Origin of the sequence: Novosphingobium aquae (assembly GCF_037572715.1) — a bacterium.
Lineage (GTDB): Bacteria > Pseudomonadota > Alphaproteobacteria > Sphingomonadales > Sphingomonadaceae > Novosphingobium > Novosphingobium aquae.
The window spans coordinates 1-20397 of record NZ_JBBHJY010000005.1 but is presented as its reverse complement, the minus strand read 5'-3'; the positions used below and the strand labels follow the sequence as shown (position 1 = coordinate 20397).

Here is a 20397-nt window from a genome sequence, read left to right as displayed (position 1 = left end):
AGCCGCGTCAGCTTGGGCATAGGAAACTGATGCATTCAAGCCGCGCGCAAGAGAGGATGTCGAAGCCCGACGATGCCCGCGCGCTGCGGTCACGGCAAGCGTTGCGCAATGGTCTGCTAGAACTGCTGGGCGAGCGCCCGCTGCACGAAATCACCATTCGCGATATTACCGGCCGGGCGGGGGTCAGCTATCCGGTGTTCTTCCGCCGCTATGGCAGCAAGGAAGAACTGCTCGCCGAAGTCGCCGCCGAGGAAGTGCGTAACCTCATGGCGCGCACCTATCCGGTGCTCGAAGCCGAAGGACCGGACGCCAGCCTTGGCGCGATTTGCGCGCATATTCAGGCGAACCGGGCGCTGTGGACTTCGCTGCTCACCACCGGCGCCGCGCCGGCCATGCGCGAAGAATTTGCCCGCCTCTCAGCCGAATACGGGGTCACCGGGCCGCGCGCCAATCCGTGGCTGCCGGTGCCGCTGGCCTCGGCTTTCGTCAGCGCAGGTATTTTCGAGATCCTCGTCTGGTGGCTGGCGCAGCCCGAGGACTATCCCGTGCAGAACGTCATCGCTTTCCTCAATCACCTCGTCGTGCAGCCGACCATCTTTGCCAAAGAGATCACGCTAGTGTGATTGAAGCTGGCGCGCGCGCCCCTCAATCGTCGCCGTCGCAGCCGTCCTCATGCGCCATCCAGTGAACGAAGCGGTGCAGCGGATACATCGCATCGTGCGGGTTACCGATGGTTGAAGGCCCTGCCTCTCCCAGCCTGACCGTCCGCTGCGCGCCGCCACTGGCCAGATGGTCGCGCAGCTGCGGGATGCGGCTGAAGGGCCAGACGCCGACGGTCTGCGTGGCGACATTAACGTATTTCATCGCCTGCATCAGGTCATCGACGCGGACGACATTCGCGGTCTTGCGCAGGGGGTGGAAGTCCACCGGCTCGTCAGAGCGGATGGCAATACCGCGCCCATCTGAGGCACCGAACACGGCATAGTCCTCGTCCATCAGGCGCAGGGTGTCGATTTCTTCCTTGAGCGCCATGTCGAGCGGACGCGGCTCGCCTTCGCCGCTCCGGTCGATCCGCAACCGTTCGGCCAGCGCGCGGGCGTAGCGGTCGGCCTGGTCCTGATCCGCCTCGATGAATGTGAAGCGGCTGCACACGCAGGCTTCCTGATTGAGGATCGAGACGTCCCGGGCATTGAGTTCGGCGGCCTGGGCCAGCGATTCCTCGTCGGCAAACGCCTCGCGCCCGACCATCGAGATCGATGTCTTGGGATCGAACGACACCAGTTGAAAGCCCGGGCCGATGTACTTCATGACATTGCCAATGGCGTCCCCGCCGCCCCAGGCGACCAGCTTGTCGAAATACTGCGGGCGGTAAAGCACGCGCTCGACGGCCTCATCACCGCCACGCCAGTAAACGGCTGACATGGAACGCAGGACCGGATGATCGGGATCAACCTCGGCCATTATCTGCAGGAACATGACAGTGGTGAACGGATCGGCGGACGGCATCTTGAACAGGTTGACCGCCTTGACCAGCGCCCCCTGCGCCAGCGAGCGGATGCCCATGCCGGGCGAATTGCCGGGCAGCACGTGGATCAGCCGCGGGGGATAGGCACGGACAAAGCTGCGGCGCCCGGTGTGGTCGGCCTGCGGCACCCATTCATCGAGCGCCTTGGGGTTGGCGAAATTCTTCTCCACCACTTCCATCATCGATTGGCGGTCGAGATAGGAGGCAGCTTCGCGGATGGCTCCGGCGACCACGGCATGCGGTTGAAGGCTGACCCGCGCCATGCGCTCGATGCATGCCTCGACCGCCGGGTTGCCTTTGGCCAGCAGCTTCTGTCCGGCTTCGGTGAGGAAATCCATGATCTCGGCCAGCGATACATTGAGCAGCGGCGGCAGTTCGGTGCGCGGATGGACCAGCTCGTTCAGGTGCAACTCGGGCGTGGCAATGGCGACGCCAAGGTCGCGCGACCGATGGATCGTGTCCTGCCCTTCAACCAGCTTGCCGCGAACGAAAAACGGAGCCGGCTGCAGCGTGTCTTGGATGTCCATGTCAGGCTTCCTCGCAGGGCGTCTTCAGGTCAGGCCGCGAACGTAGGCATCAACCGTGCCGGCGCAGCCGATCTTGTCGTCGCCTTCGAGATCGGCGTAGCGGACGATTGAATCGCGGATCGACGGCGAGGCGGCTCCGCAGGCGCAGGGGCTGAAATCGACCTCGATCTGATCGCCCGAAATGACCCCGCCCCAGCGTCCGTCCATCGACAGGTCAAAGAACGCCGCGCGGCCTTGAACCTCGCCTTGGTCAACTGGCAGCAACGTACTGCCTTCCTTGTCGAGCGGCAGGCAAACCAGCCATGCCGGCACGTGATAGCGCCCGCCGGCCTGACAGCGCGGCATCGATGTCTGGATCTCCTGCATGCCGTACATCTGGTATGTATAGGTTGGCGAGAGATTGAAGGTTTCGTAGATGAATTCCTTGTAGTCGGCCGGCACCTGCGCGCGCTTCAGCCCGCCGCCAAGGAAAACGCCGTTTTCCGGGTTGAAGTCCTTGCCGGAAAAGCCCCGGCTGCGCACTTCGGCGGCCAGTTGGTACAGCGGCCCCCACATGGCCATGATCATCAGGCGGTCGCCGCGGCGCGCGAGGATGTCGTCGGTCGCCCGCCCCAAGGCGCTGTCCAGCGCGGCCTGGCGCTGGGCGGATTCGCGTTCGTATTCGGCGATCTCTTCGGGCAGCGCAGAACCATCGGCCATGGCCTTGCGCAGCGCAATCATGCGAGAGATTGAACCAACGGTGATCGGCGCAGCGTCCGAGGGCGGGGCCAGCTTGGAAAAATCGGCGAAAGCACCAATCAGCGCCGTGCCCGTGGCCGTATTGCGCGGTGAATGTGCCGTCGCGCCAAAGCTCGCGACGGTACGTTTGTCGCCGGCGCGGATGGCCGAACCCCACTGGACCGCCTCCACGCCTTCACGGGCGGCAAAATCGAGATCGGCGCGACTTGCGTTAAGCACTGCTGGCTTGCCGGTCGTGCCGCTCGAGCAGGACACGAAATGGCCAGCATCACCGCAAGCGTTGACCCAGTCGTCCATGTCGGCAACTTCGCTGAGATCGACGGTGTCGGTCGGATAGGCCGAGACCGTCCCCAGCCAGCGGGTCAGCCGGTCCCAGCGCTTGTCGGCCAGGAAGGACTCGGGATAGCTCTTGTAGGCGGTGTGCGGCAGCAGCAGCGGCACAACGTCTTCAAGACTGCGAATTTCTGTGATGCCAGCTTCATCAGCGCGCAGGCGCAGCAGCTTGATCCGATCAACCGCAGACTGAAACCGCTCGTTCAGTGCGGCGATTTGCGTCTCGCGCAGATCAAGCGCCGAAACATCAAAACCGGTTCGCAACGGCATGTGCGTCAACAGGCGCTCAACGTTCTCTCCCACGGCGTTCTCTCCCTGATTCGTTGGGGACAGCTTAGAGAGGTATTTACGTTATACAATGGAATATATAATGGTGCCGCTAATCAAGCAGGAGAGCAGGAATGGCGAACTACGGAAAGCCCTCGATAACAACGCAATATGTGCGGCAAGACGGGCGCACTGCCGTTGTCACCGGTACAGGCGGACTTGGCTTCGAGGTGGCCGCGAAGCTCGCCGACCTCGGCGCGCGCGTGATAATCGCCGGTCGCAATGTCCAGAAGGGGCATGAGGCCGTGGCCGGGATCGCTGCGGCAGTCCCGGGCGCTGACCTGCGCTTCGAAGTGCTCGACCTTGCCGCGCTGGCTTCTGTCAAAGACTTCACCGGGCGGATGATCGCACAAGGCGGCTCGATCGACCTATTGGTCAATAATGCCGGGATCATGTCGCCGCCCCAGCGTCGGGTTTCGGCCGACGGCTTCGAAGCGCAGTTCGCCACTAACCACCTCGGCCACTTCGCGCTGACAGCGAGATTGTTGCCGCTGTTGCAGAAGTCCGGCTCGGCAAGGGTGGTGAGCGTGACCAGCATTGCCCATCGCTATGGCCGGATGGACTTCGATGATTTGCAGAGTGAGCGCAAATATCAGCCGGGGGTTGTCTATTGTCGCTCTAAACTCGCCGTGGCGCTTTTCGCCCGCACCTTGCACCAGCGCGCCCGGGCACAGGGCTGGGCGCTGGCCAGCATGGCGGCCCATCCCGGGTTCGCCGGAACGAACCTGTTCGCGGCTGAAGGCGGGCCGAAGAGCTTCATGACTCTGCTGTCGACCCGCCTGCTCGTTCCCCTGCTCGGGCACTCAGCTGCGGCCGGGGCTGATCCGATCCTGCACGCCAGCCTGTCGCCGCACGCTGGGAGTGGACGGCTTTATGGACCTACCGGCTTTCTGGAGATGAAAGGCGCGACGGGCGAATGCCCGTTCGGAGCCGGCGCACTCGATGATGAGGCCGGTGAGCGGCTGTGGCAGCTTTCCGAGGAACTGGCGGGGGTATCCTTCGGCGCGTATCTCAGCTGATTATTGCCCGCTATCGGGCACTATGCAGTTGCCCTTAACCACCGCAAGACCATCGCCGCCCTTGCCGGTAGGAATGCGGCGCAGCACTTTGCCGGCGCGCAGGTCTACTTCGGCAATCTGATCGCTGCCGGTTTCCGCGACATAGGCTATGCGCGAATTGTTGCTGATGGCGAGCGTCACCTGCATCGCCTTTACCGATCCGCTCAGCTTGATCGTCCGCAACGGGCGCCGAGTCCGGACATCGAACAGGGTGAGGGTGCCTGACTGGAAGTTCGATGCCACGGCAGTCTTGCCGTCTGGGGTCATGGCGAGGCGAATGGCGAAGGGGTCGGTGGGCAGCGTTGAGGCAACGGTGCCGGTGGCCAGATCGATCACGCGCACACGCGGGCCTGAATGGTCACCAACCCAGAGTTCCTTGCCGTCGCGGGTGATCGCGATGGCCTCGGGATTTCCGCCGGTGGCTATATCGCGCAGTTTAACCATGCGATTCAGTTCGATGACGGTCACCGATCCCGACAGGATATTGGCCACATAGGCGCGCCGTCCATCGGGTGAGACTGCCAGCATGTGCGAGCCGCGCTGACCTGTCGCAACCGAGGCAAAGCTGCCGTCACGAGGATCGACCAGCGCAACCGAATTGCTGCGATCGAAGGTCACTGCAATATTGCCGGCCGAAAGCCAGGTGATGCCGTGCGGCCCGGCATTGGGCGCAAGGTCGATGCGGCGAATCAGTCGCTGCTCGCGGATATTGAACAGGTCGATTGATGTGCCGCCATAAGCGACGACAGCGGCTTGCCTGCCATCCGGGGAAATCGCAATTTCGTGCGGGGCCTTGCCTGTGCTGACCCGGGCGCAGAGCTTGCCCGATTTCAGGGAGATGAAGCTGACGGTATCTTCGCCCTTGTTGCCAACGATCAGCACATCTGCAGATGCGGGGCCGCTCACCAGCGCTGCAAACAGAAGCCCGTAGGCGAGGTTCTTCAGGCGCATGCCGTATCTCCCAAACTCTAAGATGCCGTTCGCATCCTGAAACACTGGTGGGCTGACTGTGAGCGCAGGCTTGCACACATACCTGTTTCTGCGCCAGAGCAGGCCCATGTCCGAAATAGCTCGCCCTCGCCGTGGAATAAGCGATAGTGTGTCGCATAACCGTCCGACGCCGTCATCGTCAAGGTCGAAGGACCTGCGTGCGGTGCGGTCTGGGCAGGCGCTGCGTGAGGCGCTATTGGCACTGTTGCCGAACACGGCATTTGACCAGATTACCGTTCGCGACATCTGCAATCAGGCCGGCATCCACTACGCCACCTTCTTTCGCCACTATGAAACGAAAGAGGCGCTGCTCAACGATATTGCCAAAGAGCAGATCCGCGAGCTCAACAACCTCACGCTCGCCATCCGCGAGGCTGACAGTTACGAGGCCGGGTTCCGGGCGCTGTGCCAATTCGTTGCGGACCACCGGACCCTATGGGCGATCCTGCTAAACGGCGGCGCTGCCTCGGCCATGCGCGAGGAGTGGCTGCACCAGTCGCAACTGGTGGCCGCGCAGGAACCGCAAGTAAACAGCTGGCTACCGAAAGAGCTCGGCACGATCTGCGCCGCCACGCTGATTGCCGAAACTCTGGCTTGGTGGGTCGCCCAGCCCGAAGGCGCCTACAGCGTCGAAGCCGTGGCACAGATCCTTTACCGCCTGCTCGTCACCTCGGTCATCAGCCCCGATTGACCGCGGCGGGTCCTTCTCTCTCCACAACGACATTGCACCCTTCCGACTTATGCGCCATATTGGCGCATAAGTATTGTAGCGGAGCTTACTTGCCCGGATGATTCCGGACACGGCCGGCCCGCGCGCCGGGAGATTGCAGAGTGACCAAGCTTGAAGACCGCGACTATTTCACCGACTCCGAAATTGCCCGTGAACCCTATGCGTTTTTCGATGCCGTTGCCCAGCACGGCCCGGTCTATCAGCCCGACGGCCGCGATTACCTGATCGTCACCGGGTTCGACGAGGCGGTGGAGATATTCAACAACCACCGCGATTTCTCGGCGATCATCGGCCTTGCCGGAGCTGCCGCCCCGCTGCCGTTCGTACCGCAAGGGCCGGACATTACCGATCAGATCGAAGCGCACCGGTCGCAGTTTCTCGGCGGCGATCTCGTCGTGAACCTTGATGACGATGCTCATACCCGGCTGCGGGGATTCATGAACCGGCTGTTCACGCCCTCGCGGCTCAAGGCGAACGAGGAATTCATCGCGGCCTATTCGCAGCAGATGATCCGCCGGGTAGTCAGCCAGGGCCAATGTGACCTGATCAAGGAAATCGCGACACCCTTCGTCACCATCGTCATCGCCGACTTGCTCGGCGTTCCGGAAGAGGATCGCGACACCTTCATGACGATGATCGAGGCTTCGCCCGCCCCCGGCAATCTCGACAGCAGTCTGAACGACCTATCGCGCACCGATCATCCGATGCTGGCTATGGCGGGCTATTTCGCACGCTACATCATGGAGCGTCAGGCCGCCCCGCGTGAGGATATCCTCTCGGAACTCGCCCATGCCGAATATTCCGACGGCACCAAGCCGACCATGGTGGACCTGATCTCGCTCGGCACCTTCATGTTCGGCGCAGGTCAGGATACGAGCGCGAAGCTGCTGGGCAATGCGGTGCGCTATATCGTCGACGTGCCGGGCCTGCAGGACAAGCTGCGCGCCGATCCCTCGCTGATCCCCGCGATGATCGAGGAAGTGCTGCGGCTGGAAGGATCGACCAAGCAGACCGCCCGGCTGGTCCGCCGCGATACCCGCATCGGTGACCGCGATGTGAAAGCGGGCACGCGGATACTGCTCGCCATTTCAGCCGCGAACCGGGATGCTGGTCGTTGGCAGGAGCCTGATGCGTTCAATCTGGACCGGCCCAGGATCAAGGAACACGTCGCCTTTGGCCGCGGCAAGCATACCTGCGCGGGGGCGCCGCTTGCACGCGTGGAAGTGCGCGTCATTCTGGAGCAGTTGCTCAAGCAGACTTCGCTTATCGAGATCGATGAAGGGCATCACGGACGGCCGGGTAAACGCACTTTCGAATTCGAACCCAGCTTCATCATTCGCGGACTTTCCCATCTGCATGTCCGGTTCACACCGACGGAGGCCGCAGGGTGAGCGGCGTGTTTACTGGCCAGTCCGCCCTTGTCTGCGGCGGGGCGGGCGGGCTCGGCGGCGCGACTGCGCGCCGGCTCGTCGAACTGGGCATGGGCGTGGTCATCTTCGAGCCCGATTCCGACCGGGCAAGCGCTTTTGCGACCGACCTTGGCACGCGGGCCGTCGCCGTTGCCGGAAGCCATGGCGATAATGAAGCGATCCACCGCGCGATCGGTGAAGCGCGCCGGATTGGCGACTTTCGCGTTTGCGTGAATGCCGCCGGGGTGGCGATCAACTCACCCGCCATGGCTGATGCCAGCGGTGTGCCGCATGGGATGGATGTGTTCCGCGAGATGATCGACCTGCATCTGGTGGGGCCGTTCAATGTCTCTCGCCTGTGCGCCGCTGCCTTTGCCGCCAATGAACCGGACAGCGATGGCGGGCGCGGCCTGATCGTCAACACGGCCTCGACCGCTGCCTATGATGGGCAAGCGCGGCAGGTTGCCTATGCGGCGGCCAAGGGCGCGATCGTCAGCATGACGACAGCTATGGCACGTGATCTTGCGGAGATCGGCGTGCGGGCAAATGCGATCGCGCCCGGCCCGATCCTCACGCCTCGTCTCGCCGCCGCACCTGATTCCATCAAGGCGGCGCTCACCGCCAATGTCGCCTTTCCCAAGCGGTTCGGCCATGCCGACGAATATGCTAGCCTGGTCGAGGCGATGATCCGCACGCCATTTCTCAACGGACAGACGATCCGGCTGGATGGCGGCCTCTCGACGCCGCTGACAACGTTCGCAGCGTCTCCTCGGGGCTGAGGAATAACCAAACTGCCCGGCCCAGCCACCTATGCAATATTGTGTTGCATAAAACGTCGTGCAGATTTATGCGTCACCACACAGCATAAAAATTCTGTCGAGCAACAACTGCCGGCAATTTCGAGGGAGGGGAAATATGCGAGTTTTGCGTTCCATGGCGCTGGCGGGGATCAGCCTGCTGGCCATTTCAGCTCCGGCATTTGGCCAGACGGCCGATAATTCGGAAGACGAAGGTTTCAACGACGATACCATCATCGTCCAGGCCCGCCGCCGCGATGAAAGCGTGCAGGACGTGCCGCTGGTGGTCAACGCGGTCACCTCGGAGCAGCTCGGCAAGTTGAACATCCGCGACGTACGCGAAATCACGTCGGTTGTTCCGGGTCTGTCGCTGGTGTCGAACTCGAACGGTATCGGCTCGTCCTCGTCGATGCGCGGCGTCAATCATGACGTCAACGTGTCAGGCAACAACGGCACGATCCAGTATTACGTCAACAACTCTCCGGCCAGCTCCAACCTTGCGCTGCAGGCGATCTTCGACATCAGCATGATCTCGGTGGAACGTGGCCCTCAGGGTACGCTGCGCGGCCGTTCGACCCCGTCGGGTGCGATCAATATCGACTGGCGCAAGCCCAACATGAGCGAGCCCGGCGCGTCGATTTCGCTGACCGGTGGCTCGGGCCACACGCGCAACGTCCAGTTCGGCGTCGGCGTGCCGATCATCAAGGACATGCTCGCCATCCGCGTCGCTGGTTTGGTCGACGAAAATCAGGGCAACCGCGTGTTTAGCGTCAACAACACGACTCTACCAAAGGTCAAGACTGAAGCCATCCGCGCCTCGGCGGCCTTTGAGCCTACCGACTGGTTCAAGGCCGGCGTGACCTATCAGGGCATGCGCTTCAAGGCGCTGCAGTACGATCAGGTGGAGTCAATGAGCCAGGTCGTCTCCGGCTTTGCCCTGCCGGCCGCCCAGCAGTCGATCACTGCAAACATCGCGCCCTTCGGCGTGCCTTCACTCGGCACATCGCCTGCAGGTAATTACGGTACGATCACCCTCGCGGACCGCAAGGCCGTGATGTTCACGCCCCGCTATGTCGAGACCAACTTCCAGTTCTGGCAGTGGAATGCGGAAGTCAACTTTGCCGGGCAGCGGCTGATCTATGTCGGATCGGACACCCAGACGCAGTTCCACCCGACAACCAATTCGGACCCGGGTGCGATCTGGCCGACGCTGGTGCTGCAGCAGGATACTAGAACCTCAAGCAGCGACCGCACGCATGAAATCCGCCTGCAGAACGACGAGCGCGTGGCCGGAATCTTCGATTATGTGATCGGCTACTTCAATCAGAAGGGCGGTTCGACGACCGAACTGACGTCGCAGACCGTGCTTGAGGGCTATGCGCCGATCTTCGCGGGTTCGGGCAACCTCCAGTTGTTCAAGGTGGCCAACATCGTCAACGCGACGCCGATCTATCTGGCGCCGGGTACCGGCAAGGAATCGTCGTTCTTCGGCAACATCACCGCGCACATTGGCGAGGCGACCGAAATCTCGGGCGGTCTGCGCCGGATCAATTTCAAGAACAATGCGCTGGGTCTTTACATCAGCTGTACCCCGGCCACATTTGCGGCTGGCTCGTGCACGGTCACGCCGAACACCAACAACAACTACGACATCAACAAGACCGTCTACAGTGCATCGATACGCCACAAGTTTACCGATGACATCATGGTCTATGCCGCCACGGGCAGCTCGGCGCGTCCGCCGGTGCGCGCGATCGGCAACTTCTCGATCGCTTACTCGCCGCTCGAGCTGATCCACACGACCTTTGGTGCGGAAACTTCGAAGTCCTATGAAGTCGGCTTCAAAACGGCCTGGATGGACCGCAAGGTTCGCTTCAACGCGACCTATTATCATCAGGACTTCCAGAACTACCCGTACCGGGCTGCCGGCGCGGGCGTCTATTACGTCAACATCAACAGCAGCAACCAGGCCAACCGTTCGCGCTTCAACTTCATCAGCGCGGTGCCGGTGAAGGTTGACGGTGTGGAAGCCGAACTGGCGCTCAATCCGATGGATGGCCTCAGCATCGGCACCACGCTGAACTGGTCAAAGAGCGTGATCGACAAGTCGGCGAAGATTGCCTGCACCGACGTCAACAAGGACGGCATTCCCGATACCGCCGTGCCGACCCTCGCCCAGATGCAGGCTGCTTATGGCACCGAGCACCTGGCGCAGTGCGGCGCGCAGGGTTCGGCCACCTTCCTGCCTGAATGGAGCGGCACGGTGCAGGCGGAATACAACGCCAAGCTGACCGACGGCCTCGATGGCTATGTCCGCGGGCTGTTCGCCTGGAAGGGTTCCACCCGTGGTGATGAGTTCAACGCCTACGACGACGTTGGCACTTACGGCCTGCTCAACCTCTACGCGGGCCTGCGCGCGCCGGACGGTTCGTGGGAAGTCGGTGGCTACGTCAAGAACGTCGGCAACGTGACGCGGCTGGCATCGGGCGACGGTTCGCCGCTCGACAGCTCGACCACGCTGCTGCGCGTTTCGCCGGGCAACCCGCTGCCGTTCGGTTCGCAGACTTACTCAAGCTACTACCGCGGCGTTTCGGTTACCCCGCCGCGCGAATTTGGCGTCAGCATGCGGTTTGCCCTCGGCGCCCGCTGATGACGTAACGAGGCCTCCCTCCCAAGGGGCCGGGGCGGCGACTTCTCGTAAGTCGCCGCCCTGTTCAATTGAGCCATGCGCCAAGACGGTCGGCGCGAAGTGAAAGTCGATACAGATGCTGGAATTGAAGGACGCGACTGAAACGCCGTTGGCGGATCTGCTATCCCTTGCCGGTCGAACCGCGGTGGTGACGGGCGGCGCTCAAGGGCTCGGTAAAGGCATCGCTCGGCGCTTTGCCGAAGCCGGGGCCAATGTCGTGATCGGGGATCGTAACCTCGGCGCGGCGCAGGCAGCGGCTGCGGACCTGTCGGCCCGTTATGGAGCCAAGGTTATCGCCGCCGTGCTCGACGTGTCGGACGAACAGTCGGTGGCTGATTGCGCTGCAACCTGCCTCGAGCAGTTCGGTACCATCGACATCTGGGTCAACAATGCCGGCGTCTTTCCGGCGCTCCCCATCAGTTACATGACGCTCGCGGACTGGGAACAGGTCTTCGCCGTCAATGCGCGCGGTACCTTCCTCGGTGCTCAGGCCGCGTCACGCGCCATGGCAGAGCGCGGCGGCGTGATCATCAATGTTGCATCGCTTGCCGGGATCAAGGGTATCGCCCCGGCCTTGTCGGCCTATGTCAGTTCCAAGCATGCGGTTGTCGGCCTCACCCGCCAGCTGGCGATAGAGCTCGCACCGCAGCGCATTCGGGTGCTGGCCATCGCGCCCAGCTTCATCGTCACTGAAGGCAACCTCGCCTTGATGCAATCGGCACCGCAGACGGCCCAGATGGCTGCCGAAGACATCCCCTCGATGCTCCAGTCGAAACTCGGCCGGGTCGGCGTGCCTGACGACATCGCCCGCGTCGCGCTGTTCGCTGCGAGCGACATGGCGCTGTTCATGACCGGGACGACGCTGGTCGTCGATGCCGGCGAATCTGCCTGAGGATTATGTCTATGACCCGATTCACCAAAATTTTCCTGGCGAGCTTCGGACTCGCCGCTTCGGCTCTGTCGAGCATCCCAGCGCAGGCCGAGGACAATGTGACGGTTCCGGGAATCGCCTCGGCGGAGATGATTACGCCATTCGGCGGCAGGGCTTCGGTCTCGCCCGACGGGCGCAAGATCGTATTCGTCGGGAAATCCTATGGCGATGCCTTCGAAGTCGATATCGCAACCCGGCGCATGCGCAATCTGACCAGCGGCTTTGCCCATCAGGGCATCATGCGGATCCAGTACCTGCCATCCGGCGATTTCCTTGTGACCGCGCCGCGCATCAACTCTGGCCGCGATACGCGCGCTCACCTTGAGATGTGGCTGCTGCGCAAGGATCTGTCCCGGGGGCTGGAGCCATTGGGCGAGCAGGTATTTGAAGGCGTGGCGGTTTCACGGCGGCAGAACCTGATTGCCTGGACGGTGATCGATCCCGAACTAAAGCCTAAGGAAAACTGGCAGCTCGCCTTCGTTCGCCCGACAAAGCGCTATGTCGCCGAAATCGCCTTCAGCGCCGGCAAACCCGTCATCGTCAATAAGCGCGAGATCATGGCAACACTGCCGAGCGAATGCAGCTTCATCGAGCCGCAGGATTTCCGCGATGGTGACAGCGAACTGGTCTACTCCTGCATGGCGATGAACCCGCCTGGCGGGGTTCATGTGTCCGTGATGGGGCACAGGCTGAACGATGGCAGCAAGGTCATCTACTACAGCAAGCGCGGCGAATACGATGAGGTCGAGGGGGTTTCTCCTGATGGCTCTTGGGCTGCGGTAGAATGCGGTGCGCAGGACAAGCCGGGGTTGCCGGAACTTGATATCTGCAAGCTGGAACTGCGCGAAAATGGCAAGATGTCCTTGCTGTTGGGCGGCCGCACGCCGGGTTCAACCAGCGACATCAGCAATCCGGTAGTAACTCCGGACGGCAAGTGGCTGGTGTTCCAACGATCGGACAGCGCCTCGGGCGAGATCGGCGAGGGCTATGGTATCTACAGGTACAAACTGCGCTGACCAGTTAACCGGGGGCGGCATTTGGAGAGACACCGTGATTGACTATTCCTCGCTTCGCTTGCTGGGCATCTCTGCTTCGGCATTGGCCTTGTGCGCCTTGAACGGCTGCGCGACGACGCCTGCTCGGCAAGCGTCGGTCCTTTCGTCGTTGCCCAAGGTGGCGCAGGTCGATGAACGGTTCCAGTCGTACAACGTCGAAATGGTCGAGATCACCGGCGGGCGCTTCTGGGCGGCCTATGGCGGCGCCAAGGACGAGATGTACCGGATGCGCCCGCCGACTGACCTCAGCGATCCGCGGTTGGTGGCGATGGCTCGGTTGCTCGGTCCCGCCTATATCCGCATCTCCGGCACATGGGCCAACAGCACATACCTGCCGGCTGAGGGCGAGACGGTTTCCGCGCCGCCGCCCGGGTTCAACCAGATCCTCAAGCGCGATCAGTGGACCGGCCTGGTCAAGTTCGCCCGCGCTGTCGATGGGAAGATCGTTACCAGCTTTCCCGCCAGCCCCGGCGCGCGCAATGCCGATGGAAGCTGGAACCCGTCGCAGGCGCAGCGGCTGGTCGACCTGACCCGGCAGGCTGGCGGCGAAATCCACAGCGCCGAGCTGTTCAACGAACCGACGATCCCCCCGCACGGTGCGTTCCCCAAGGGCTACAAGGTCGACGACTTCACGCGCGACTTTCGGATCTTCCGCGAGTGGGCAGGCAAGGCCGCTCCGAAGATGAAACTGGCCGGGGCTGGGGGCACGGCGGAAGGTTCAATGATGAAGCATAGCGCGCAAAGCGATGCGATGGGCTTCCTGCAATCTGAGGATCTGCTGAAGGCAAATCCCGGCAGCCTCGATATCGTCTCCTACCACTTCTACGGCAATGTTTCGCAGCGCTGCGGATCGGCGCCAAGTCTGAAGGATCAGGCGCTGACGGATGACTGGCTTGACCGCACCCTGCTGGACGAGGCGTTCTATGGCGCGCTGCGTGATCGCTATGCGCCGGGCAAGCCCCTGTGGCTGAATGAAACCGCACAGGCGGCATGCGGCGGCAGTCCGTGGGCGTCGACGTTCCTCGATACCTTCCGCTACGTGAACCAGATGGGTGTGCTGGCGCGCAAAAACGTGGCGGTGATCGCGCACAATACGCTGGCGGCATCGGACTATGGGCTGATCGATCAGGATACCCTGACGCCGCGTCCCAATTTCTGGGCGGCCGTGCTGTGGAAGCGGACTATGGGCGCAACCGTTCTGGCGGCGCCTCCCGCAATCGCCGGCAAGGTCCGCCTGTTTGCCCACTGCCTGCCGGCGCGCAAGGGCGGAGTTGGCCTGGTGGCCGTCAACACCGGCGATGCGGCGGAGCTGCCGCTGGACAAGCCGGGACAGGCCTGGGTGATGACGGGTGCGCCGATTGATACGCGCGCGGCTCAGGTCAACGGTGTGGTCCCGTCGATCGCTGCGGACGGCAAGGTCTTGGGCCTTGATGGCGTGAAGGTGGCTGGCCGGATGGCCTTGCCGGCCCAGTCGGTGACTTTCGTTTCGGTGCCGTCGGCCAACAATTCTGCCTGCCGCTAATGCTGTGCGGCACGGTGCAACGGGGAGTACTCACGCAATGAAGTCGTTGATCGCGGCAGCCGCAGGACTTGGCCTGCTGGCCGCAAGTCCCGTCACCGCGCAGCCGGCAACTGCGCCCGCCGCTGCTACACCTCCACGGATCATCATGCTGCGTTTTTTCGTGGCCGACATCGCGCGGGGTGAGGCCTTTTATGCGAAGGTCTTCGGCATGAGAACTGTGCAGAAGCTTGGCGAAGGCGTGCGTATCATGGTCTTCCCGGGCAGCCAGTCACCGGGGATCATTCTGATCCAGAGCCCCGTAGAAAAGACCATGAACGGCAGTTTCATTATCCAGGTCGACGATCTTAACGACACGCTCACCAGGGTTGCCGCCAATGGTGGAAAGCTCAAAAACACGAAGTTCGAGCAGAAGATGGGCTCGGAAATCGGACGTTCCAGCCACTTTTACGATCCCGACGGCAATGAGATCGAAGTTCTACAGATGAGCCCTGCCAAGAAGTGACAGGATTGCGGCACCCGGGTCAGGAGCCCGGGCGCTGCTCTTGTCCCCGGCTGTCAGTAATGCTGGCTGTCGGGCAGGCCGAGCTCCATGCCGTCCATCTCTGGCGTGACGCGGGTCTGGCATGAAAGGCGCACACCGTCGGTCGTGTCCTGGGAGAATTCGATCATCTCCGCCTCGCTATCCTTCGGTTCGCCGAACACGTGCCGCCAGGCCTCGGGAACATAGACCCGGCAGGTGCCGCAAGCGCAGTTGCCGCCGCAGTCTGCAGAGATGCCCGCAACCCCGCCATAGGTTGCGGCTTTCATCAGCGACAGGCCTTCCTCGGCCTCAACCTCGGTGCGTGTGCCATCGTTTTCGACGAAAGTAATCTTCACCATCGCGGTATCCTTTATATCGCTGGAACCGGTCAGGCCGGGTCGAATTCCATCCATTGTTCGGTCACGCCGAACAGCGAATAGTTGGGCAGGTAGGTGAACTGGCGCGCGCCGCGCGGGCCGTGTTTTGCATCGCTGATGCGGATGTTCTTCATCCGGGCGAGCATCCGCTCCACAGCCACCCGGCCTTCGGCGCGGGCCAAAGGTGCGCCGGCGCAAGCATGCAGTCCGCGCCCGAAGGCAACGTGAGTGCGGCCGTTCTTGCGGTCGATATCGAACTTGGCCGGATCGTCGAAGCGGCGCGGGTCGCGGTTCATCGCCAGAGTGTTCAGCATTACGTGCTGGCCGGGCTCAAATGTGAAGTCGCCCACTGTCACCGGACGACGGACATAGCGAAACGTGCTCTTGGAGGTGCCGAACAAACGCAGCGTCTCATCGACGAAATCGGCGATCCTGGCCGGATCCGCCCGCAGCCGGTCGGCAAGGTCGGGATCGTCCGACAGCTGCCGCAGCATAGATGCGAAGAGCTGGACGGTGGTATCCTGACCGGCACCGAACAGGAAGGTGGCAAGGCCGACGACTTCCTCGACCGTGGGCAGGGTGCCGTCGTCATAGCGCTGCTCGGCCATGCGGGTCAGGATGTCGTCACGTGGCGCGGCGCGGCGCTCGGCGATGTACTGGTAAAAAGCCATGCCCATTCGCGCCAGCGGGTTGGTCGTCATGTCGAACGTGCCGCCAAGGCTGCCGGGCAGCTGGCTGGGGTCAGCCGACAGCGAGCGCACCATCTCGTTGTCTTCCTTGGGCACGCCCATCAGGTCGGCAACGGTCAATTGCGCGAAGGGCGCGCCGAAATCGGTGACGACATTGAACGTGCCCTTGTCGATGAATTCATCGATAATCTGGTCGGCAAGGCCGTACATATACTGCTCATTCGCCTTGAGCCGGGCAGGGGTGATGATGCCGTTGAGGATCGTCTTGGCGCGGGCGTGCTCAACCTCATCTTGCGTCATGATCGTGCCAAGATAGGCGTTGGCATTGCGGCAGGCGTCGATCTGATCGTCGATTGGCTTGGAGGGATCGTAGTCCATCGGCAGGTAGGGGCCAGTCACGGTATTGATCGCCGAGAAGTGAACGTCATCCTTGTAGATCGCCACGCCTTCATCATAGCCGGTCACGCCGATGACATTGTGCAGGCCCAGCGGAGTGATCGGCCCGCGCGCGCGCAGGTCCTCGAAATAGTCGAATGGCTTTTGCGCCACGGCATTGTCGGTGAAGACATCGGCAGTCGCTAGGTCGGTCATGCATCCCTCCGGTCTGGTGCGGCGGATGATTCTCCACCTGCAATATATGCGATACAATATCGCATATATCAGCCATTGATGCAGATCAACTGCTCTGAAGGTAAAGTGAGAAATGGCTCGAGTGGTGCTTACTCAGAACTTCGCGAAAGATGGACGATCCGGCTGTGGTCTGCCTCGCTCGTTGCGCAATGGCTGCGCTCGCAACAGCCGGTCGCTCAATAGCTATCATCGCGCGAATGGATTAGGGCTGATATTAGGGTCGGCGCATTGTGCAATTTAATTGTCTAACGATTACAATTGCATTTCTTGTTGGTTCGAATCCCTCCCGCTCCGCCAGCGACCCCCGCACCAGTCTCTGTGAACAGGGTCTCCGCGGGTTCTGTCAGACGGATTGGTAGGGCGGACGGACGAGTGCTAGCGGGTCTGGAATGAGCCGCAAATCCAAAGCGAAGCCGTATAGTCCCTTCCGGTATTTCCACTCCTCGCCCGAAGTGATCCGCTTGGTGGTCCTGATGTATGTGCGGTTCCCGCTGTCGCTGCGGAACGTGGAGGACTTGCTCTTCGAGCGCGGAATTGACCTTTGCCACGAAACCGTGCGGCACTGGTGGAATCGCTTCGGACCGATGTTCGCCGCGGATATTCGTCGGCAGCGAGTAAGCCGGATGCGCGGCTTCCGCCATTGGAAGTGGCCTCTTGATGAGGTGTACGTGAAGATCAACGGCGAGACGCACTACCTGTGGCGCGCAGTCGATCACGAAGGCGAGGTTCTCGAAAGTTTTGTCACGAAAAAGCGGGACAAATCCGCGGCTTTGCGATTCATGAAGAAAGCGCTGAAGCGCCACGGCCAGCCCGAAGCCATCGTCACAGACGGCCTCCGATCGTACCCTGCGGCGATGCGTGAACTGGGCAATCTGGAGCGGCGCGAGATGGGCCGGCACCTTAACAATCGGGTTGAGAACTCACACCTTCGCCACCTCGTTGATCGACAAACCTACCCCGAACGTCGCTCGGCCGCATTGGCCAAGTGGCAATCACTTGTGGCCTGAAGCTGCGCAACCTGGGGGTCGCTCCGCCTGTCGGAGGCTGGTTGCGGTCCGACTGACAGCACCCGAGACGGCGCTAACTCCCGCGAGATTTCCCCGATTGAGGGTCGTCCCGACATTGGCAAAAGGAACCGTATCCTGCGAATTGAGCATCCCGGAACTGGTCAAGCGGCAATCAATTTACGTTCCATTGCACCCATTCCGCTATTCAAGCTGACGGCGGTCTGACAATCTGTCAGGGACCAATTAGTCGGCGATGCGAATGTGGCGTAGCTGACTCGATCGGGAGGCGCGGCCGATGCGCATATTGCTGGTTGAAGACGATCCCGAACTCGGGCCCCGTCTGTCGGAACGGCTCGAAAGGGCGGGTCACGCGGTCGACTGGGTGAAATCCGCCTCCGCTGCGTCCAATTGGCCGGACCTGAAGCTCACTGCGGCGATCATTCTCGATCTCGGACTGCCAGATGGCGATGGCCTGGATCTGCTCCGTCATTGGCGCACCAAGGGCGAAAACGTTCCCATCCTGATACTTACCGCGCGCGGCAACTGGCGCGACAAGGTGGAGGGATTGAACAGCGGCGCGGATGATTTCGTCGTCAAACCCGTCCGCTTCGAGGAGCTGCTCGCGCGGTTGCATGCGCTGACCCGACGGGGCCGGGGCGACGCGGATATGGTGCTGAGATCGGGCGATCTGGCGCTCCATCCAATTGCACGTTCTGTCATGCTGGGCGATGTGGCGCTCGACCTCAGCCGCCTGGAATTCGCGCTGCTCCATCTCTTTCTGCGCCGCCCCGGCCACATCATCGGGCAGAATGAGATCCTCGATCAGCTCTATGCCCTGGAGGCAGAGCGGGATCGCAATGCGGTGGAGGCGCATGTGAGCCGATTGCGGCGCAAGATCGGACGCGACCGCATCCGCACAATTCGCGGATTAGGCTATCGGCTGGTCGTGTGATGACGCTCTTTACATCCATGCGCGGACGCTTCCTCCTTACCACTCTGCTTTGGGTGACATTGGGTATTGGGGCGATCTGGTACAGCTCGGTCCGCGTGTTCACCCAGCACGTGGAATTGCAGTATCACGACGAGCTGGAAGTCCACGTCCTCGAACTGGGCAGGCTCACTGTGCTGGACAGTCAAGGCCGGCCTCAACTCAGCCGCCCACTATCCGATCCTCGCTATGAGGTGCCGCTTTCGGGCTTTTATTGGCAAGTGACGCGCCCCGGTTACGGCACGATCAAGTCTCCCTCAATGACCCGCGGAGAGCTGGATTTCAAAATCGCCCGATCGCCAACGATCGATCACCGATTGGACGGCGGACCGACAGGGCAAACTATTGTCTATGGCTTCGTTCGAGAGGTCGGAAATGGTCCGCCGCTGCATTTCGTCATCGCTACTGACGAACGCCATCTCGAGCGGATCGTCAGCACTTTCACCCGCGAGCTGACGATCTTGCTGACGCTTCTGGCCTTAGCTCTCGTCATTTGCGGGCTCGCAATGGTCACCTTGGGATTTCGGCCTTTCGGTAGGCTTTCCGCAGCGATCGAGCGGCTGCGCGAGGGGTCTTCTTCCGGCATCGAGGGTCAATTTCCCGACGAGCTTCAGCAGCTGGTTGCCGATCTCAACGCCTATGTCACGCGCAATACCGAGATCGTGGCGCGCGGCCGGGTGCAGGCAAGCGCGCTCGCCCATTCGCTGCGCACCCCACTTGCGATCATCACGGACGAGGCAGAGCAGATGCAAGAGGGACCAAGGCCCACGGCCGCAGATACCTTGCTTCAGCAAAGCGAACGGATGCAACGCCAAATCGATTACCATCTGGCCCGCGTGCGATCGGGCGGCACGCGGATGGGGGTTGCGGCGCGGATCAGCCTGCGGGAGATTCTCTTGCCTCTGCTCGAGGCGATGCGCCGCTGCTATCCCGCAAAGCGTTTCACGGTTCAGGTCCCGGATGACTTTGCCGTGGCGATGGATGAGGACGACTTGAGCGAGGTCCTGGAAAACCTGCTCGACAATGCGGGCAAATGGTCAAGGTCAGAGGTCAAGATAGTTGCTAGTGGCAACCGCATCATGGTCTGTGACGACGGGCCGGGTATTGCTCCAGGCCGCGCCGATCTGGTGTTCGAGATTGGTGAGGCGGCACAGGATGCCCGTGGTGGTTCCGGGCTTGGCCTTGCCATCTCCCGATCCATCATGCGAGACTATGGCGGCGACATCGTGTTGGGGTGCGGACCAGAGGGCTACTTCTGCGTTCAGCTGATGCTGGCCCCATAGATCCGACCTCAAAGAAATGGCGAAGGCTGGCCCTAGGTCATCCTCAGACCGAGCGACCCCGCGCCCGTGGTCACGCGGCTTTGCGAAGGTCCAGCCGTTCCCAGATCTCAACCAGTACGCTGGTCAGCTCTTCCATCATCGCGGTTGTGTGCGAAGGCCCGGGCGTGAAGCGCAGGCGCTCTGTTCCGCGCGGCACGGTGGGGAAGTTGATCGGCTGCACATAGACGCCGTATTCGGCGAGCAGGATGTCGCTGATCTGCTTGGCGCGCTGT

19 protein-coding genes are annotated in these 20397 nt (G+C 62.0%); 13 read left to right on the top strand and 6 right to left on the bottom strand.

Annotated features, from left to right (window positions below):
• The first annotated feature begins 29 nt into the window (after positions 1–29).
• The gene (locus WG900_RS10765; RefSeq protein ID WP_339967024.1) at positions 30–623 is read left to right on the top strand and encodes a TetR/AcrR family transcriptional regulator; all 594 of its coding nucleotides are present in this window, start codon (positions 30–32) and stop codon (positions 621–623) included.
• A 22-nt stretch (positions 624–645) separates the two neighbouring features.
• Here WG900_RS10765 and WG900_RS10760 read toward each other — a convergent pair whose 3' ends face one another.
• Positions 646–2052 (bottom strand): acyl-CoA reductase, encoded by a 1407-nt coding sequence (locus WG900_RS10760; protein ID WP_339967021.1) that lies wholly within the window; start codon positions 2050–2052, stop codon positions 646–648.
• A 24-nt stretch (positions 2053–2076) separates the two neighbouring features.
• The gene (locus WG900_RS10755) at positions 2077–3426 is read right to left on the bottom strand and encodes a phenylacetate--CoA ligase family protein (protein ID WP_339967019.1); all 1350 of its coding nucleotides are present in this window, start codon (positions 3424–3426) and stop codon (positions 2077–2079) included.
• Between the two features lie 98 nt (positions 3427–3524).
• On the opposite strand from WG900_RS10755, the gene WG900_RS10750 reads away from it, so the two are divergent.
• Positions 3525–4469, top strand: coding sequence for an SDR family oxidoreductase (locus WG900_RS10750; RefSeq protein ID WP_339967018.1), 945 nt, complete (start codon positions 3525–3527; stop codon positions 4467–4469).
• On the opposite strand, the gene WG900_RS10745 is transcribed toward WG900_RS10750, so the two are convergent.
• Positions 4470–5459 carry a YncE family protein gene (locus WG900_RS10745; RefSeq protein WP_339967016.1) on the bottom strand — a complete coding sequence of 330 codons (990 nt, stop codon included), beginning with the start codon at positions 5457–5459 and terminating at the stop codon, positions 4470–4472. It abuts the gene before it with no gap.
• Positions 5460–5661: 202 nt separating this feature from the next.
• Here WG900_RS10745 and WG900_RS10740 point away from each other — a divergent pair, with 202 nt between their 5' ends.
• The 8 genes from WG900_RS10740 (at position 5662) to WG900_RS10705 (ending at position 15133) form a co-directional block, all read left to right on the top strand.
• Entirely contained in the window at positions 5662–6189 is a 528-nt protein-coding gene (locus WG900_RS10740) for a TetR/AcrR family transcriptional regulator (RefSeq protein ID WP_339967015.1), read from the top strand.
• A 140-nt stretch (positions 6190–6329) separates the two neighbouring features.
• The gene (locus tag WG900_RS10735; protein WP_339967013.1) at positions 6330–7619 is read left to right on the top strand and encodes a cytochrome P450; all 1290 of its coding nucleotides are present in this window, start codon (positions 6330–6332) and stop codon (positions 7617–7619) included.
• Complete coding sequence (locus WG900_RS10730) at positions 7616–8416, top strand: SDR family NAD(P)-dependent oxidoreductase (RefSeq protein ID WP_339967011.1); 801 nt, start codon at positions 7616–7618, stop codon at positions 8414–8416. Before WG900_RS10735 ends, WG900_RS10730 begins: the two co-directional genes overlap by 4 nt.
• Before the next feature lie 136 nt (positions 8417–8552).
• On the top strand, positions 8553–11084 hold the full coding sequence (locus WG900_RS10725) for a TonB-dependent receptor (RefSeq protein ID WP_339967010.1): 2532 nt from the start codon (positions 8553–8555) through the stop codon (positions 11082–11084).
• Positions 11085–11199: 115 nt separating this feature from the next.
• Positions 11200–12015, top strand: coding sequence for an SDR family NAD(P)-dependent oxidoreductase (locus WG900_RS10720; protein ID WP_339967009.1), 816 nt, complete (start codon positions 11200–11202; stop codon positions 12013–12015).
• A gap of 11 nt (positions 12016–12026) precedes the next feature.
• Positions 12027–13070, top strand: a complete 1044-nt coding sequence (locus tag WG900_RS10715) for a TolB-like translocation protein (protein WP_339967007.1) — start codon at positions 12027–12029, stop codon at positions 13068–13070.
• A 34-nt stretch (positions 13071–13104) separates the two neighbouring features.
• Entirely contained in the window at positions 13105–14631 is a 1527-nt protein-coding gene (locus WG900_RS10710) for a hypothetical protein (RefSeq protein WP_339967005.1), read from the top strand.
• Between the two features lie 37 nt (positions 14632–14668).
• Positions 14669–15133, top strand: coding sequence for a VOC family protein (locus WG900_RS10705; RefSeq protein ID WP_339967003.1), 465 nt, complete (start codon positions 14669–14671; stop codon positions 15131–15133).
• 53 nt (positions 15134–15186) lie between these two features.
• Here the strand turns inward: WG900_RS10705 and WG900_RS10700 are convergent, their stop codons facing one another.
• A complete protein-coding gene (locus WG900_RS10700) occupies positions 15187–15510 on the bottom strand; it encodes a 2Fe-2S iron-sulfur cluster-binding protein (RefSeq protein WP_339967001.1) in 324 nt (107 codons plus the stop codon).
• Between the two features lie 29 nt (positions 15511–15539).
• Positions 15540–16808, bottom strand: coding sequence for a cytochrome P450 (locus WG900_RS10695; protein WP_339966998.1), 1269 nt, complete (start codon positions 16806–16808; stop codon positions 15540–15542).
• A gap of 428 nt (positions 16809–17236) precedes the next feature.
• On the opposite strand from WG900_RS10695, the gene WG900_RS10690 reads away from it, so the two are divergent.
• From WG900_RS10690 to WG900_RS10680, 3 genes are all read left to right on the top strand, one after another.
• Positions 17237–17854 (top strand): IS6 family transposase, encoded by a 618-nt coding sequence (locus WG900_RS10690; protein WP_339966996.1) that lies wholly within the window; start codon positions 17237–17239, stop codon positions 17852–17854.
• Between the two features lie 295 nt (positions 17855–18149).
• Complete coding sequence (locus WG900_RS10685) at positions 18150–18806, top strand: response regulator transcription factor (protein WP_339966994.1); 657 nt, start codon at positions 18150–18152, stop codon at positions 18804–18806.
• On the top strand, positions 18806–20125 hold the full coding sequence (locus tag WG900_RS10680; RefSeq protein WP_339966992.1) for a sensor histidine kinase: 1320 nt from the start codon (positions 18806–18808) through the stop codon (positions 20123–20125). The genes WG900_RS10685 and WG900_RS10680 overlap by 1 nt, the downstream gene beginning before the upstream one ends.
• 70 nt (positions 20126–20195) lie before the next feature.
• On the opposite strand, the gene WG900_RS10675 is transcribed toward WG900_RS10680, so the two are convergent.
• Positions 20196–20397 (bottom strand): aminotransferase class I/II-fold pyridoxal phosphate-dependent enzyme (locus tag WG900_RS10675; RefSeq protein WP_339966990.1); only part of this gene is annotated, 202 nt, incomplete at its 5' end.